Genomic DNA, 16,919 nt, shown 5'->3' with positions numbered 1-16,919 from the left:
TATAACACTAACAAATGAAAACGCTTTCTAAAATGTTTTGTATATTAACTTTGTAAATCCGTAATGCAAGTAAATATAACTAAATCAAAATTTTATTATGCAATTTTACAGTATTTATTTTAAAGGGGTGTGAATTTTTATGAATCAAAAATTAGCGAAAATGGGAATGCCTCCAACATTGTTATGGGGATATATTGGCGTATTATTATTTATGATGGGGGATGGTTTAGAATTAGCTTGGATAAGTCCATATTTGCATGACAATGGTTTATCTGTACAGCAAACTGCAGTACTAACGACGTGCTATGGTGTGACAATTGCTATCGGATCATGGCTTTCGGGTGTATTAGTTGAAATTATAGGCCCAAGAAAGGTTATGCTTATAGGGACAGCACTATATATTTTAGGTCATATTATATTTGTAGGATTTGCAATACCTTCTATGAATTATGATTTAATGATACCATCCTATGCAATTAGAGGATTTGGTTATCCACTATTTGCATATTCCTTTTTAGTGTGGGTAGCTTATCGCTCGCCTCAAAAAAGATTAGGTGCAGCTGTTGGATGGTTCTGGTTTGTATTTACTGGAGGATTGAGTGTACTCGGTGCATTTTATTCTTCAATGGCAATTCAATTATTTGGTCATTTTATAACCTTATGGACGGCAATTATTTGGGTTATTATAGGTGCATTTTTAGCGATTGTTGTGAATAGAGATCAATTTGAACTTGAAGAAAGAGAAGAAGGATTTAAAGATCATATTAAAGAAGTAGGCGCAGGTGTTACGATTTTATTTAGGGAACCTAGAGTTGCTATCGCTTGTATTGTACGTATTATAAATCAAGCAGCACAATACGCATTTCCATTATTTTTACCAATTTACTTATCGAGCAAAGGTATTGCGACCACGACTTGGTTGAATATTTGGGGAACGATATTTATTGCAAATATTATATTTAATTTAATATTTGGTGCATTGAGTGATAAAATTGGTTGGAAAAATACAATATCCTATATTGGTGGGATAGGCTGTGCTATTTTCACATTGGGCTTATATTTTATACCTGAAATATTTACGGGAAATGTATTAGTTGTAGGAACAGTTGGTTTCTTATGGGGGATGTGTTTAGCTGGTTTTGTACCAATTTCAGCACTTGTGCCTTCACTGGTACATGATGGAGATAAAGGACCAGCCATGGCAATATTAAATTTAGGTGCCGGTTTGTGTGTATTCGTTGGACCGGGTCTAGTGGCACTGTTTTATGATAGTATCGGGGTACAAGGTATGATGTACTTATTGTTTGGTTTATATGTTGCAAGTGCAATTATGACACGCTTCTTAAAAACGCCTGAAGAACGTGAGCGTATTAAAAATAGAAAAAAACAAGCGATTGAATAACTTCATACTTTGTTAATATTTATACAACTATATTCAATATATAGAATATGATGTGTTTGATAAGTTATTAATAATAGTAAAAGTAGTCGTAAAGTATATAACTTTGAATTATCAAATATTAGTAGAAAAAAATGAAAAATTATAAATTTTCAAATCAATCAACTGTGGTATTAATTATAAAGAGGTAAAGATGTTATTAACGTCTTTACCTCTATTTTTATTGTGCTATATATCCAGCATATATTATGAATATAAACCTGAGTGTTTATTATTCTATGTGCTTTTAAATTTATATATAACATACAGTTATGATGCTTTGAATTGATTCATCACTGTAAACATTTGTGATGTTTATTTATTGAGAAAGGTAAAATGGATGAATGCAAAAAGTAGTGGATGAATGAGAAAATTTATCGTTTTATTGAAATCCTCCAGAAACAAATTGAGATAGAATTTGCTTAATTAATTCAACAATTACACTAGACATGTGGTTTCACCTCCGGAATTATTAGGCTATATAAATTATATAAAATTTTAGGTTGTTTAAAATAAACAGTCCGTAACTCGATTCATTATATTCTAAAGTGTAAATATTTGATTGAGTACAATTCCTAAATGATTCTATATCTTACACAACTGTTAAATTCTGAAAAAATGGGCACGACTTAAATAAAAAAAGAGGAAAGAAATTAGTTAATTTCAACAATATACAATAAACAGTATATTTATACTTGATTTCTGTGTAAAATACCTTTATTATGTATATTAATCTTATATTAATATTGGAGTGATGTAATTGGGGCGTACACAACAGCATTAAAAAAATTGCAAACATTTAAAGGTAAACATTTTTTGAAAACATGTGACTTTTCAACAGAAGAATTAAATACTTTAATTGATTTTACTGGTGAATTAAAAGAAAAGAAAAAAAGAGGCATACCACATCCTTATTTAAAGGGGAAAAATTTGGCGTTACTTTTTGAAAAACCATCTACAAGAACACGTTCTGCATTTAGCGTGGCTGCTTATGATTTAGGTGCATATCCAGAATACTTTGGTCAAGGAGATATTCACTTAGGTGTAAAAGAGTCCACGTCTGACACAGCAAAGGTATTAGGCAGAATGTATGATGGTATTGAATTTAGAGGATTTCATCAAAAAGATGTAGAGGCATTGGCAGAAAATGCAAATGTGCCAGTATGGAATGGCTTAACAAATGAATGGCATCCAACGCAAATGATTGCTGATTTCTTTACTTTAAAAGAAAACCTCGGAACTTTAAAAGGTAAGACGTTAACATACGTTGGTGATGCTAGAAATAATGTTGCGCATGATTTACTTGTGACGGGTGCAATTCTTGGGGTGCATGTACATATTGCTGCTCCTTTATCGTTGCAACCAGATGAGTCAATACAACAACTAGCGAAAAAGTATGCTGAACAATCTGGAAGTAATTTGTTAATTACTGAAGATGTTCAAAAAGCGATTTATCAAACAGATGCAATCTACACTGATGTATGGTTTTCAATGGGGGAAGATCAATCTGTATTGGAAACAAGAATAAATCAGTTATTACCATACCAAGTGAATGAATCAATGTTACTGCAAACAATGAATCCAGATGTGATTGTGTTACATTGTTTACCAGCATTCCATGATTTAAACACTGAAGTAGGTCAACAAATATATGAAACATATGGTTTAACAGAAATGGAAATGACTGATGATGTGTTTCAAGGTAAACATTCAGTCGTTTTTGATCAAGCTGAAAATAGGTTACATTCTATTAAAGCAATCATGTCTGTTACATTAGGCGATATATTTTAAAATATAAGTTAATTTAATACTTAAATTTGAATAAGATATATGAAAAGCAGGTTGGGAAAGTAAATCGTTCCCAGCCTGTTTTTAAATTTTTAACCTAACAAAAGTATAAAGAGACCGAATAAATCATTTTTTTAATATTATTCATTATGATTAAGTGATAATGAATAATTTAGATGTTTGATTTGTTCTGTTTTTTACATGGTTATTATGCAATCACTTTAAGTGATTTTGAAAATATTTTTCAAAAGTTAATAAATTGTTGAATACCATTTTCTTAACCGCTATATTTAAAGCGATAGGGGGTTATATAATGAGTTCATGGTTTGAAAAAGCACAACAATTTGGAAAGTCGTTTATGTTACCTATTGCTATATTACCTGCTGCTGGTTTGCTACTTGGTATTGGTGGCGCCTTGAGTAATCCTAATACGGTAAAGGCCTATCCATTACTGAATATCAGCATGCTACAAAACATATTTACATTAATGTCAGCAGCTGGGAATATTGTATTTCAAAATTTAGCAGTTATATTTGCAGTTGGTGTTGCAATTGGCTTAGCCAAAAAGGATAAAGGGACAGCTGCACTTTCTGCGATGTTAGGTTTTTTGATATTGAATGCCTCGATGAATGGTTTGTTAATTATTTCTAATTCACTAGTAGCTGAAAAAGAAATGATTAATGCAGGTCAAAGTTTAGTGTTAGGTATTCAAACTGTAGAAACTGGTGTGTTTGGTGGCATAATAACTGGAGTTATGACAGCATTATTGCACAATCGTTTTAACAATATCGCCTTACCTACGTATCTAGGATTCTTTGGGGGTTCACGTTTTGTACCAATTATTACGTCATTATCATCAATGATACTTGGCGTAGTCATATTCTTTACTTGGCCAACGATTCAAGATGGTATTTATCTAGTTGGAGGTGTTGTAGATAAAACAGGTGCGGTTGGTACATTTTTCTTTGGTTTTATATTGAGGCTACTTGGACCATTTGGGTTACATCATATATTTTACTTACCTTTTTGGCAGACAGCTCTAGGAGGCACATTAGAAGTAAAAGGTCACTTAGTCCAAGGTACACAAAATATATTTTTTGCTCAGTTGGGAGATCCTGATATCACAAAATTCTATTCAGGTATTTCTCGTTATATGTCAGGGCGTTTTATTACAATGATGTTTGGTCTTTGTGGCGCAGCATTTGCAATATATCAAACTGCCAAACCAGATCGAAAGAAAGTAGTAGGCGGTTTAATGTTATCGGCAGCACTCACTTCCTTTTTAACAGGGATTACTGAACCGTTAGAATTTAGCTTTTTATTTGTTGCGCCTATTTTATATCTTATACATGCTTTTTTAGACGGTTTAGCATTTATGATGGCAGATATTTTTAATATTACAATTGGTCAAACATTTAGTGGTGGATTTATTGATTATTTATTATTTGGCGTCTTACAAGGTAATGCTAAAACGAACTTTCTTTTAGTGTTACCGATAGGTGTAATATGGTTCTTAATATATTATTTTATATTCAAATATTTAATTGTAAAATTCAATTTTAAAACACCAGGAAGAGAAGATGAATCAATGATAGATGAAGTAGATCCATCAGAACGAGCGGTGACGATTATTAAAGGGTTAGGTGAAGCGGAAAATATTGACACTGTCGATTGTTGTGCAACTCGATTACGTATCACCTTAAAAGACAGTGCCCTCATAGATGAAAGTATGATCATGACTACTGGGGCTAAAGGTATTATACAAAAAGGGAATGGTATTCAAATTATATACGGACCTCATGTGACAAATATAAAAAATGATATCGAAGTATTATTATCTAGCAATTAATATTTCTAATTATATTAAAGAAAGTGAAGGACAAAACGATGAAGATGATTAATTTGAAAAATGCAGCAATGGCAAGTCAATACGTAGCTACTGAATTGTTTAAAGTAATTGACAGTAAATCTGATGCAGTATTAGGTTTAGCTACAGGTAATACCATGTTAGATGTGTACCGAAATCTCAATACATTGATTGAAGCAAATAAATTAAATTTAAATCGTATTCGTACATTTAACTTAGACGAATATATTGGTCTAAGTAAAACGCATCCTCAAAGTTACCATATTTATATGCAAGAGCAGCTATTTAAATACAATCATACTTGGAACCCTAACTATATTTATATTCCTAATGGATTAAGTTCTGATGTTGAGAAGGAATGTAATGATTATGAGCATGCATTGAATACTTTAGGACCGATTGATATACAAATATTAGGTATTGGTGAAAATGGTCATATTGGGTTTAATGAACCTGGAGCATCATTTGATAGTACGACCCGTATTGTGGAGTTGAGTGAATCTACTATTCGTGCAAATAGTATTCATTTTGAAAATGAAGCGTTGGTGCCTAAGCAAGCGATATCGATGGGAATTGCTTCAATTATGAAGGCACAACGTATTATATTGCTTGCATTAGGTAATAGTAAAAGTGAAATCATAGAAAGATTATTAAATGGTGATGTAACGGAAGACTTACCTGCTTCTATATTGCACACGCACCCTAATGTAGAGATTATTGTTGATGATGCAGTGTATTTTGGGAAGTAAACAAATTAAGGATATCAAAGACCAATTTTAGTTTGAAACTAAGTTGGTCTTTTTTGCCTCTATATTTTAAGTTGAATCACAAAGGATATTTTATTTTGGATAGTAAATAGTTATAACACACTAATGTAAACTTAATAATGAAATTAGTTTACATTAGTGATATACTTTTCATAAATTAAAGTAGGGGGAATTAAATTGAATATAGCGAATCGTATCTTAAAAGGTGAAACACTAACTCCAGAAGAGGCATATGCAATATATACAGACAACTCAATTGATACCTTAGCGTTAGTAGATGAAGCGTATCAATTACGTAAATACTATTATGGACATAAGGTTAAATTAAATATGATTTTAAATGCGAAAAGTGGTATTTGCCCAGAAGATTGTGGTTATTGTGGACAATCGCGTGATATGAAGAAAAAAACACGCTATGGTTTAGTTTCGAAGGATAAAATTTCTGAAGGTGCTGAAGTGGCACATGATAATAATATTGGTACATATTGCATTGTAATGAGCGGTAGAGGACCGAGTGATAAAGAAGTAGATTATATAGCAGATACAGTTAAGGATATTAAAGCCTCACATCCTCAATTGAAAATTTGTGCATGTTTAGGTATTGCTAAAGATGAACATGCCTCAAAGTTGAAAAATGCGGGTGTCGATAGATACAATCATAATCTAAATACAAGTGAAAATTATCATGGTAATGTGGTGTCTACACATACATATCAGCAGCGTGTTGATACGGTAGAAACAATGAAAAAGCATCATATTTCACCTTGTTCAGGTGTGATTTGTGGAATGGGTGAAAGTTTGCAAGATAGAGTAGATATGGCATTTGCACTTAAAGAGATTGATGCTGACAGTATTCCTATTAATTTTTTACATCCGATTAAGGGGACAAAGTTTGGAGAAATGGATGACTTAACACCAATGAAATGTATGCGTATTTTAGCACTATTTAGATTGGTTAATCCGACGAAAGAAATTAGGATTGCTGGTGGTAGAGAAGTTAATTTAAGAGCACTACAATCTATGTCACTTATGGTTGCGAATTCAATTTTTGTAGGGGACTACTTGATTACTGGTGGTCAACCTAATAAATTAGATTTTGACATGATTAAAGATATGGGATTTGAAATTGATTATGATAATTTAGTGCCTGAGACGCAGAAGTAGTATGTATTTATACAGTAAAGTACTATATGTTTGAGTGATTTACGCGATTATAGTCTCAAAATGTAGACAAACTATATGTGGGTAACTGCATTTGGTTTGTCTATTTTTTAGATTGTAAAACTTTTTGAACATAAAGTACCTCTGTTTAATTTGTTTTGTACTCGAAAGAAAAATGAAAAAAATTTTCGTAATCATTTCTGTGGAAAGTGAATGATGATATTTTTATAGAAATCATAAATTAGAATCGTTTCTACATAATTATAAAATGATTGTGTCATATACTGTTATTTTATATGTGTGGGCTGATTATTATTATAAAGTGGTCCGTGTTAATTCATATGAATAAAGGGTAGTTAAAAATTAATGACCATTTTTGTTAAAAAGTTATTGACTAAATACGATCTTAGGAATAGAATACTTTTATTCCGATTAGATTAATAAGAATAGGGGTTAGGAAATGAAAAAGATTTTGTATAGTGTCATTACATTAGTTTTAGTGTTGGCGTTAGCCGCATGTGGCAATAATGATTCTGATAAGAAAAGTAGCGATAACAAGACTAAAACCGCTAGTAAAGATAAAACATTTGTTGTTGGAACAGAAGGAACGTATGCGCCGTTCACATATCACGATAAAAAAGATAAGTTAACAGGTTACGATATTGAAGTGATGAGAGCAGTAGCAAAAGAAATGGGTTATAAAGTTAAATTTAAAGAAACACAATGGGATTCAATGTTTGCAGGATTGGATTCAGGACGTTTTAATGTAATAGCTAACCAAGTAGGTATTAATAAAGAACGTAAAGAGAAATATAAATTTTCAGAGCCATACACTTATTCAAAAGCAGTATTGGTAGTGAATAAAAATAATAAAGATATCAAATCATTTGATGATGTAAAAGGGAAAAAATTAGCACAAACATTTACATCTAACTATGGTAAATTAGCAAAATCTAAAGGCGCAGAGCTAACTAAAGTTGACGGTTTTAATCAATCTATGGATTTATTGCAATCAAACCGTGTAGATGGAACATTTAACGATAATGTTTCATACCTTGATTATAAAAAGCAAAAACCTAATGCTAAAGTAAAAGCAATTGAAGGTAATGCTGAGAAGAGTCAGTCTGCATTTACTTTCACTAAAAAAGAAGACGATAAAACAATCGAAAAGGTAAATAAAGCAATTAAGAAATTAAAAGATAATGGTGAATTAGCTAAAATAAGTAAGAAATGGTTTGGCGAAGATGTTTCTAAACCTTAATGATGAGCAGCAGCATGCAATAGATGCTGCAGGTCAAGCTTTTTTACCTATGCTTGAAGGGTTAGTGAAGTATTCAATTCCAATTACATTAGTAACATTTGTATTGGGACTTGTAATTGCATTAATCACTGCCTTGATGCGAATTTCGACGAGTAAAATACTAAGAGGAATTGCCCGTTTTTACATTTCAATTATCCGTGGAACACCGATGATTGTTCAGTTATTCATTATCTTTTACGGTATTCCAGAATTAGGACGTTTACTCACAAATGATTCAGATAATCAATGGACCTTAGCACCAGTCATTGCAGCTATTATTGGTTTGTCCCTTAATGTTGGTGCATATGCATCGGAAATTATTCGTGGTGGTATTATGTCGATTCCAAAAGGACAGACTGAAGCTGCATATTCTATTGGTATGAATTACCGTCAAACTGTGCAACGTATCATCTTGCCACAGGCAATACGTGTTTCAGTACCTGCGCTAGGTAATACATTTTTAAGTTTAATTAAAGATACTTCACTATTAGGTTTTATTCTCGTAGGAGAAATGTTTAGAAAGTCGCAAGAGGTTGCTTCGACAACGTACGAGTATCTAACAATTTATTGTTTAGTAGCATTGATGTATTGGGTAGTTTGTTTTATCATTTCAATCGTACAAAACTTCTACGAATCTTATCTTGAAAGAGGGTACCGCTCATGATTGAATTAAAAAATATAAAAAAATCATTCGATAATCAAGAAGTTATTAAAGGTATCGATTTAACAGTGGATAAGGGTGAAGTTGTTACATTGATTGGTAGATCAGGTTCTGGTAAGACAACATTACTTAGAATGATGAATGCATTAGAATTACCGACAGACGGTATTGTATATGTAAATGGATCATCTTATCAAAATGATGATAAGAAGTCTCAAATCACTGTTAGAAAGCAATCAGGAATGGTATTTCAAAGCTATAATTTATTCCCACATAAGACGGCATTAGAAAATGTAATGGAAGGTCTTATTACCGTTAAAAAGGTGAAGAAACCAGAAGCGGAAAAGCAAGCACTGATTTTACTTGAAAAAGTAGGTCTTACTGCAGTAAAAGATCAACGTCCAAATGCATTATCGGGTGGACAACAACAGCGTGTCGCTATAGCACGTGCACTGGCAATGAATCCAAAGGTCATGTTGTTTGACGAACCGACTTCAGCTTTGGATCCTGAATTAGTTAATGATGTATTACGTGTAATCAAAGATTTAGCTAATGAAGGTATGACGATGGTCATCGTAACACATGAAATGCGTTTTGCTAGAGAAGTCTCTAATAAGATTGTTTTTATTCATGATGGCGTAATTGCTGAACAAGGATCACCTGAAAAAATCTTTAATCATCCTGAAACTACAGAACTACAAAAATTTCTAAATATTTTAAACGAAGTTTAACATAAATAAAAACATCCTTAGCAAATGGAGGCAAGTCCATTGCTAAGGATGTTTTTTCTATTGTGTGATAAAATACCTTTGAATCTAATTGAACGAAAATATAAAATTAACGGCGTACAATCTTACTAAGTGTTAGATGCAGTTAGAATATATAATCGGTATGTCTAAAGGGAGCTAATGAAAGTGATTCACTTTACAAGAAATGAATGGCAACAAAACACTTTTTCTAAAAATATTGAAACAAAACAACTAGATCTAAATAAAATTGTGAGTTTGAATGATAAGCTTACACAAAAAGAAATCAATGATGTATACATACCACTTGTTCAATATTTGACTGAGAAGATAAAAGTAGATAAATCATTTGTTTCATTCGTGCAAGATAATATGTTGAAAGAACGAAAGCCACTACCATTTATCATTGGAATTACTGGTGGAGTATCAGTAGGGAAAAGTACGATGTCTAGGTTATTATTAGAACTTATGCGCTCATACAATCCCGATTGGAATGTGGAGTTAATAACAACAGATGGTTATATCTATCCTAAAAAAGTTTTATTAGAAAAAGATTTAATGTCTAAAAAGGGATTTCCAGAAAGTTATGAAACTGAAGCGTTAATTAAAGATTTAAATAAAATTAAAAGTGGCATGCCTAATGTACCTACGTATACATATTCACATCTGACTTATGATAGACTTCAAGATGCATATCATGATATTAATCAACCTGATGTATTAATAATAGAAGGCGTTAATATTTTTCAAACTAATAATTATTCAGAGGAATTAGTGAGTGATTATTTAGATTATAAAATATATTTAGATGCAGAAATTGATCAAATGAAGCAATGGTATGTTCAGCGTTTCTTTAAATTACAGAGAGAAGCATTTCAAAATGAACAGTCACATTTTTATCAATATAAAGATTTGGATTATAATGAAACTAAAAAGTTGGCACTTGATATTTGGCAATCAATCAATGAAGTGAATATAAAGAAAAATATTATGCCAACTAAAAAAAGAGCAGATTTAGTACTTCACAAAGATACTAATCATGAAATAGATTATTTACATTTTCAAAAAATATAATAAAAGCAGTGCCTCTAAATCGTGTGAGGTACTGCTTTTATTTTGAACTGATTAAAAAGGATAGTTAATTAGTTATTGAGCAATATACAAAGTGAATAAATTTAGAAATATTTAGATTATGTTACGATAAATTAACTTTCTAATTAGATGTGAAATTTTTCGTATTCATAAACGAATTACTTTACACATCCACAACTTAAAGAAAGCGTTTACAATAAAAGTGTAAGGAGGTTGCTGATGTGTTAAGTAAAAGACAGCAACAAATATTAACTTTCTTACTGGAAAAAGAAAGCTTTATCACTATTCATAAATTGGCATTACAATTTAATATTTCTGAAAGGACAATCCAATATGATTTAGAATATTTGGAAAGTATGGCGGAACAATTGTCTCTAAAGATAACACGGAATAAAAATGAAGGCGTTAGAATTGTTACGCATTCAAATTTTCTGAATAAAGAGACACAACGTTTTTCTAATATCTCTATGCATTATTCGAAAGAGGAACGTGTACTTTACATTATTTTAAAACTTTTTGAATCAGTTGAACCAACATCTTCTCAATCTTTAGCAACTTTGGTTTCTGTATCTAGAAGAACAATAGTTGAAGATTTAAAGCGTGTGCAAACGTGGGTAGAATCACAATCTTTACAACTTGAATATATAAAAAATAAAGGGTTTGTAATTAAAGGTGATGAAGCACGTTATAGAAAAGCTTATGCAGATAGAGTGAATGTATATTTCCAAACACATACACCTAATATTGGACAACAATTATTTTCAAATAAAGAACTAGAATCTATACGACGTACGGTGACAGAGACATTATTTAAAACGCAGTATCAACTTGTCCAAAGCGCTATCGATGGTTTGATATACCATATACTAATAGCCATTCATCGAACTAAAGAAGATTTTACATTCGACATCCCACTAGCAGAATATGAAAAATTAGCTCAAACAAGTCAATTTATCGTGGCTAAGCAAATTCAAACACAGCTTGAAAAGATTTTTAATATTAGCTTTCCAAAAAGTGAAGCCGCATTTATTACTTTGCATTTATTAGGAGCTAAGACTTCAGATATTAGTGGAAACAATAGTGAATTAGATGAATTAGAAATAATGGTTGAGCAATTAATTGAAAGAATGAGTGGAGACTTGGGAATTGATTTAATGGTAGATAATAAATTATTGACTGGTTTAATTGTTCATTTAAGACCAGCTATTCACCGTTTACAATTTGAGATGAGTCATCCAAATCCTCTTAAAAATGAAGTTCAAAAGGAATATGTTCAGTTAATAGATAGTATTAAACGTCATATCTGGGGAATTGAAGAACAATTTCACGTCTCATTTACTGAAGATGAATTATCGTATATTACGTTACACTTTGCTTCGGCAATGGAACGTATTAGTAAGCAAGATTCTAAGACGATAAAAGTCATACTGTTATGTGGTTCTGGCATTGGAACATCACAATTATTGAAAAGTAGATTAGACCATATTTATCCCGAGTTGGAAGTAGTTGATGCGTATTCAATTTATGAAGTAACTGATACTTTAATAAAACATGAAGGCATAGATTATATTATCTCCACGGTACCTTTTGAGCAAGCGACCGTACCTATTGTTAAAGTGAGTCCATTTTTAAACAAAAATGATCGCCGACAACTGAATGAAATTATAAATAATGCACGTGAAAAGTATGTAGATGAAACAAAGCGTATCGGTCCTAATTTAAAAGATGTGTTATTAGATTCTAGAATTTTAACCCAACAAAAGTGGGTTTCACGTGATATAGCTATTAGACAAAGTGTCAAATTATTAGAAGATGACGGTATCGTAGATTGTGTATATGCTGATGACATTATGAAACAGTTAGATACATTTGGACCTTATATGGTTATTAGTCCTCATATCGCATTGATTCATGCAAATCATGATCATGTGACTAAATCGGTAGGATTTAGTTTTATCCATTATAAAGAAGGTATTACATTCGATCACAATACTTACGATCCGGTTTACATCATTGTCACATTAGCTACTAAACAACCTCAAGTTCATTTGAATGCATTGCGGCAATTGAGTGAATTAATAATGGATGATGAGGCAAGAAATGTGATGTTGTCGGGAGATAAGGAGCAGATTATTAAATGTATTAATGAGGTTAGTAAATCATAGCAAATTAAAGGGGGGACAAAGGATTTGGAAATATTATCGTTAGATAAAATTCAGATTAACGAAAAAGTAGATAGTTGGGAAAAAGCAATAGATATCGCAGCACGGCCATTGCTCAATCAAGGTTATTTTGAAACAGGTTATATTGACGCAATGATTAATAGTGTTAAAGAACTTGGACCTTATATTGTTATTGCACCAGAAATAGCTATTGCGCATGCAAGACCCAGTGAAGATGTAAAGCAAGTGGGATTAAGTCTATTGAAATTAAATCAACATATTAATTTTTCTCAAGATAATCATTATGCAAGTTTAATCTTTGTATTAAGTGCTGTGGACAATGATGGACATTTAGAAATACTTAGGAAATTAGCTTTATTATTAAGTGATAAAGAAACAGTTAACAAATTAATAGATGCAACAACAGAAAACGAAATTTTAAATATTTTTAAAGGAGAATGATGAATATGAAAATCTTAGTAGTATGTGGTCATGGTTTAGGAAGTAGTTTTATGGTTGAGATGAATGCCCAAGAGGCATTGAAGCAATTAAATGCGCCTTCAGATATTAAAGTTGAACACAGTGATGTAATGTCGGCAAGTCCTGACATGGCAGATTTGTTTATATGTGGAAGAGATTTAGAAGAAAATACTAAAAGTTTAGGTGATGTAATCGTATTAGATAATATTCTGGATAAAGAGGAACTCCAGGAGAAATTAAATGACAAATTAAAAACGTTGAATATTTTATAACAAGTTGGGAGGTAGTTGGATGAAACCGATACTTGATTTTATTGTTGATATATTAAGTCAACCAGCAATACTAGTTGCTTTAATTGCATTGATTGGTTTGATAGTACAAAAGAAATCAGCGGCGGATGTTACTTCGGGAACTATAAAGACAATATTAGGATTTTTAGTTTTAAGTGCTGGTGCCAATGTTGTCACACAATCTTTAGAACCATTTGGAAAAATATTTCAGCATGCATTTGGTGTTCAAGGTGTAGTACCTAATAACGAAGCAATTATTTCGATTGCATTGGAAAAATATGGCACAACTGCTGCATTAATTATGATGTTTGGAATGATTGTTAATATTATTATTGCACGTGTAACAAACTTGAAGTATATATTTTTAACAGGTCACCATACTTTTTATATGGCTGCATTTTTAGCAATATTATTGTCTGTAGGCCATATAACAGGAACAATGACGGTTATTATAGGATCAGTTATATTAGGATTAATTATGGCTATTTTACCAGCGTTGGCCCAGCCTACGATGCGGAAGATTACAGGTAATGATCAAGTTGCTTTAGGGCATTTTGGTACGGTTAGCTATTGGGCAGCAGGACAAGTTGGTAAGTTATTTAAAGGGAAATCAAAATCTACTGAAGAAATCAATTTTCCTAAAGGATTAAGTTTTCTAAGGGAAAGTACGATTAGTATATCACTAACAATGATTGCACTTTATTTTATAGCTTCATTATTTGCAACACCAGATTATGTACATAATGAAATTAGTAAAGGACAAAACTTTATTGTTTTTTCATTAATACAAGGGGTTACCTTTGCGGCTGGAGTGTTTATCATTTTAACAGGTGTACGTTTAATTCTTGCAGAAATAGTACCGGCATTTAAAGGTATTTCTGAAAAGTTAGTACCAAATACCAAACCAGCATTAGATTGTCCTATAGTTTTCCCATATGCACAAAACGCCGTATTAATTGGCTTCTTTGTTAGCTTTATTGTGGGTGTATTAGGTATGTTTGTATTATTCTTGTTTGGGGGCGTAGTTATCTTGCCAGGTGTTGTGGCACATTTCTTCTTAGGTGCCACTGCAGGTGTATTTGGTAATGCGCGCGGTGGTATTCGCGGTGCTGTTGCAGGTGCAGCGTTAAACGGTTTACTGATTACTTTTTTACCAATGTTATTCTTACCATTTTTAGGAGATTTAGGTGGCGCAGCAACTACATTTTCTGATACAGATTTTCTAGTAGTTGGTATTATCTTTGGTAATATTGCCAAATATTTAGGGTTAATTGGTATTGTTGTATTAATTATACTTGTAGCGCTTATTGCAATATTATTCCAAAAACGCGTTAATCAAAGTGATAAATAAAACATTTGTAATGTTTTCATAAATTAAAATATATAGGAGTCTAAGAATATATCTTAGGCTCTTTTTATGTCTTTTTATTTAAGTATTGTGTGATTAAACTTGGTAATTGATATAATGTGCAGATATTTTAATAAAAACAATGTTGTGATTAATAAAAAAATATAAATAACATGCATAACGTGGTAGAATAAAAATATTATTGAATTTAGTGATACAAGGGAGAGAGATAGTGTTGTATACAATTACATCGACTCTACCTCCAGTACATGGAGGTAGAACTAAGTCGTTATTAAGTCGTGTGAAGTTAATGAATAAAGAACTTTCTGCATCGAACACCATTTTAACGACGAATTACAATGCAGATTACCACCAAGTTATTGAAAGTTTTATCGAATCTGGCAAATTGGGTGCAAATATTAAAGTAGAAAATGTTTATGATTGGTTAGCTGGGAATAATTTATTATATGAGCCAAATGCTAAGCATAGAAAAAAAGCGAAATATTATAAAACAAGTCGTAAAATTAAAGGATTAAAAGAAAAAATCAATACGAATAATCAAGATATCGTTCGCTATTATGATGGTGATACATATGTACTATACCGCAAGTTTAAAACAGGGAGTGATATATTAGATTTCGAGGATTTTATGACACCATACTCTAAAAAGCGAGTTGAGCGATGGCATTATAATGAATTTGGACAACTACATAAGAAAACATATTTTTCTACTAAGCGATATGGGAAAATCGCAGAAAAATTTTATGATAGAGATGGGCATAAATACTGTGAAAAATTCTTTGCTGATGATGGGAAAACGACGTTATTACTCATACAACTTTATAAAGATGGCAGGATGTATAAAGCATTTTCTACAGAAAAACAATTATTCCAATATTATTTGGAAGAACGTTTAACGGATGGAGATATCGTATTTAATGATGCAAGATTATTAGATAGACCGTTATTAAGTCAAAAAAACGATACAAAAAATGTATTGGTATTTCATAATTCTCATTTGAATAATGGCGAGGTTAAAGGTTCATACAAGTATGCATTAACACATAATGAAAAAGTGACGAAATTCTTAGTATTAACAAACCATCAAAAAAATGATATTCAAAGTATGTATACAATTGCTGATGATAAATTTGCAGTTATTCCACATTTCACACTGCGACAACCACCTAAATATGATAAAAGCGAAGTGCAAGATCGTTTTATCTATATTGGAAGGTTTGGGGAACAAAAGCAATTAGATCATTTAATTAAGGCATATCATCGTTTTAGACAACTTGGCTATACGACGCGATTGGTTATGTTTGGTAAGGACGAAGCAGGACAACTACAAATGATCCAAGATTTAATAGATTTATATAAATTAAATGACTTTATTGAAATCAATGAATTTACAAATAATCCATTATTAGAATTTAAAAATTCAAAAGCCTCATTACTAACAAGCAATTATGAAGGATTTGGATTAACAATTATGGAAAGTATTGATGCAGGTTGTCCAGTTATTTCTTATGACGTTAAGTATGGTCCAAGAGAAATCATCGAAGAAGGTAAAACAGGATATTTAGTTGAACCTAATGATATTGATGCTTTTGCTAGAAAAATGGCACAAATTGTTGAACAACCACTGACTAAAGTGGAGACGAATGAACGATTGAAATATAAAACGGCTGTTCAAAATTATAAGAATTTATTAAAAACATTAGCGCATAAAAAGTCTAAATTAGAAAAGTTTTTTGTTAGAATGAAATAATAATAGTATTTCATAGTTTACTTCAATTGAGACGTATAAATATATGAA

The 16,919-nt window shown here is 31.5% G+C and carries 14 protein-coding genes; all 14 read left to right on the top strand.

Going from position 1 to position 16,919, the window contains the following annotated elements; genetic code table 11:
- The first annotated feature begins 139 nt into the window (after positions 1–139).
- The 14 genes from MHZ36_RS07375 to MHZ36_RS07310 all read left to right on the top strand — a co-directional run bounded on the left by MHZ36_RS07375 (position 140) and on the right by MHZ36_RS07310 (position 16,871).
- Positions 140–1,402 (top strand): MFS transporter, encoded by a 1,263-nt coding sequence (locus MHZ36_RS07375; RefSeq protein WP_239230749.1) that lies wholly within the window; start codon positions 140–142, stop codon positions 1,400–1,402.
- A gap of 795 nt (positions 1,403–2,197) precedes the next feature.
- Positions 2,198–3,229: an ornithine carbamoyltransferase gene (gene argF, locus MHZ36_RS07370; protein WP_239230905.1), complete on the top strand. Its 1,032-nt coding sequence runs from the start codon at positions 2,198–2,200 to the stop codon at positions 3,227–3,229.
- Positions 3,230–3,539: 310 nt separating this feature from the next.
- A complete protein-coding gene (locus tag MHZ36_RS07365; protein WP_239230746.1) occupies positions 3,540–5,075 on the top strand; it encodes a PTS transporter subunit EIIC in 1,536 nt (511 codons plus the stop codon).
- Positions 5,076–5,113: 38 nt separating this feature from the next.
- Entirely contained in the window at positions 5,114–5,842 is a 729-nt protein-coding gene (gene nagB, locus MHZ36_RS07360) for a glucosamine-6-phosphate deaminase (protein ID WP_239230745.1), read from the top strand.
- 195 nt (positions 5,843–6,037) lie between these two features.
- The gene (gene bioB / locus MHZ36_RS07355) at positions 6,038–7,024 is read left to right on the top strand and encodes a biotin synthase BioB (RefSeq protein ID WP_239230743.1); all 987 of its coding nucleotides are present in this window, start codon (positions 6,038–6,040) and stop codon (positions 7,022–7,024) included.
- 457 nt (positions 7,025–7,481) lie between these two features.
- Positions 7,482–8,282 (top strand): amino acid ABC transporter substrate-binding protein, encoded by an 801-nt coding sequence (locus tag MHZ36_RS07350; protein WP_239230741.1) that lies wholly within the window; start codon positions 7,482–7,484, stop codon positions 8,280–8,282.
- A complete protein-coding gene (locus MHZ36_RS07345; protein WP_239230902.1) occupies positions 8,266–8,985 on the top strand; it encodes an amino acid ABC transporter permease in 720 nt (239 codons plus the stop codon). The genes MHZ36_RS07350 and MHZ36_RS07345 overlap by 17 nt, the downstream gene beginning before the upstream one ends.
- Positions 8,982–9,713, top strand: coding sequence for an amino acid ABC transporter ATP-binding protein (locus tag MHZ36_RS07340; protein WP_239230740.1), 732 nt, complete (start codon positions 8,982–8,984; stop codon positions 9,711–9,713). The genes MHZ36_RS07345 and MHZ36_RS07340 overlap by 4 nt, the downstream gene beginning before the upstream one ends.
- Positions 9,714–9,896: 183 nt before the next feature.
- Entirely contained in the window at positions 9,897–10,802 is a 906-nt protein-coding gene (gene coaA / locus MHZ36_RS07335; RefSeq protein ID WP_239230738.1) for a type I pantothenate kinase, read from the top strand.
- A gap of 239 nt (positions 10,803–11,041) precedes the next feature.
- Entirely contained in the window at positions 11,042–12,985 is a 1,944-nt protein-coding gene (locus tag MHZ36_RS07330; protein ID WP_239230736.1) for a BglG family transcription antiterminator, read from the top strand.
- 24 nt (positions 12,986–13,009) lie between these two features.
- Positions 13,010–13,444, top strand: coding sequence for a PTS sugar transporter subunit IIA (locus MHZ36_RS07325; RefSeq protein WP_239230733.1), 435 nt, complete (start codon positions 13,010–13,012; stop codon positions 13,442–13,444).
- Between the two features lie 5 nt (positions 13,445–13,449).
- A complete protein-coding gene (locus MHZ36_RS07320) occupies positions 13,450–13,734 on the top strand; it encodes a PTS sugar transporter subunit IIB (protein ID WP_239230730.1) in 285 nt (94 codons plus the stop codon).
- Positions 13,735–13,753: 19 nt separating this feature from the next.
- Positions 13,754–15,103, top strand: coding sequence for a PTS ascorbate transporter subunit IIC (locus tag MHZ36_RS07315; protein ID WP_239230728.1), 1,350 nt, complete (start codon positions 13,754–13,756; stop codon positions 15,101–15,103).
- 229 nt (positions 15,104–15,332) lie between these two features.
- Positions 15,333–16,871, top strand: a complete 1,539-nt coding sequence (locus tag MHZ36_RS07310) for a glycosyltransferase (protein WP_239230726.1) — start codon at positions 15,333–15,335, stop codon at positions 16,869–16,871.
- Positions 16,872–16,919 lie beyond the last annotated feature (48 nt).

Origin of the sequence: Staphylococcus sp. ACRSN, from assembly GCF_022346615.1 — a bacterium.
Taxonomy (GTDB): domain Bacteria; phylum Bacillota; class Bacilli; order Staphylococcales; family Staphylococcaceae; genus Staphylococcus.
The sequence above is the reverse complement of the archived record's forward strand: the minus strand, read 5'-3'. Positions and strand labels throughout refer to the sequence as shown.

Bases quoted from the DNA above. Each gene is read 5' to 3' on its own strand.
- MHZ36_RS07345 (WP_239230902.1), top strand. From the start codon at position 8,266: ATGTTTCTAAACCTTAATGATGAGCAGCAGCATGCAATAGATGCTGCA.
- MHZ36_RS07315 (WP_239230728.1), top strand. From the start codon at position 13,754: ATGAAACCGATACTTGATTTTATTGTTGATATATTAAGTCAACCAGCA.
- MHZ36_RS07320 (WP_239230730.1), top strand. From the start codon at position 13,450: ATGAAAATCTTAGTAGTATGTGGTCATGGTTTAGGAAGTAGTTTTATG.
- MHZ36_RS07350 (WP_239230741.1), top strand. From the start codon at position 7,482: ATGAAAAAGATTTTGTATAGTGTCATTACATTAGTTTTAGTGTTGGCG.
- MHZ36_RS07340 (WP_239230740.1), top strand. From the start codon at position 8,982: ATGATTGAATTAAAAAATATAAAAAAATCATTCGATAATCAAGAAGTT.
- MHZ36_RS07375 (WP_239230749.1), top strand. From the start codon at position 140: ATGAATCAAAAATTAGCGAAAATGGGAATGCCTCCAACATTGTTATGG.
- MHZ36_RS07365 (WP_239230746.1), top strand. From the start codon at position 3,540: ATGAGTTCATGGTTTGAAAAAGCACAACAATTTGGAAAGTCGTTTATG.
- nagB (WP_239230745.1), top strand. From the start codon at position 5,114: ATGAAGATGATTAATTTGAAAAATGCAGCAATGGCAAGTCAATACGTA.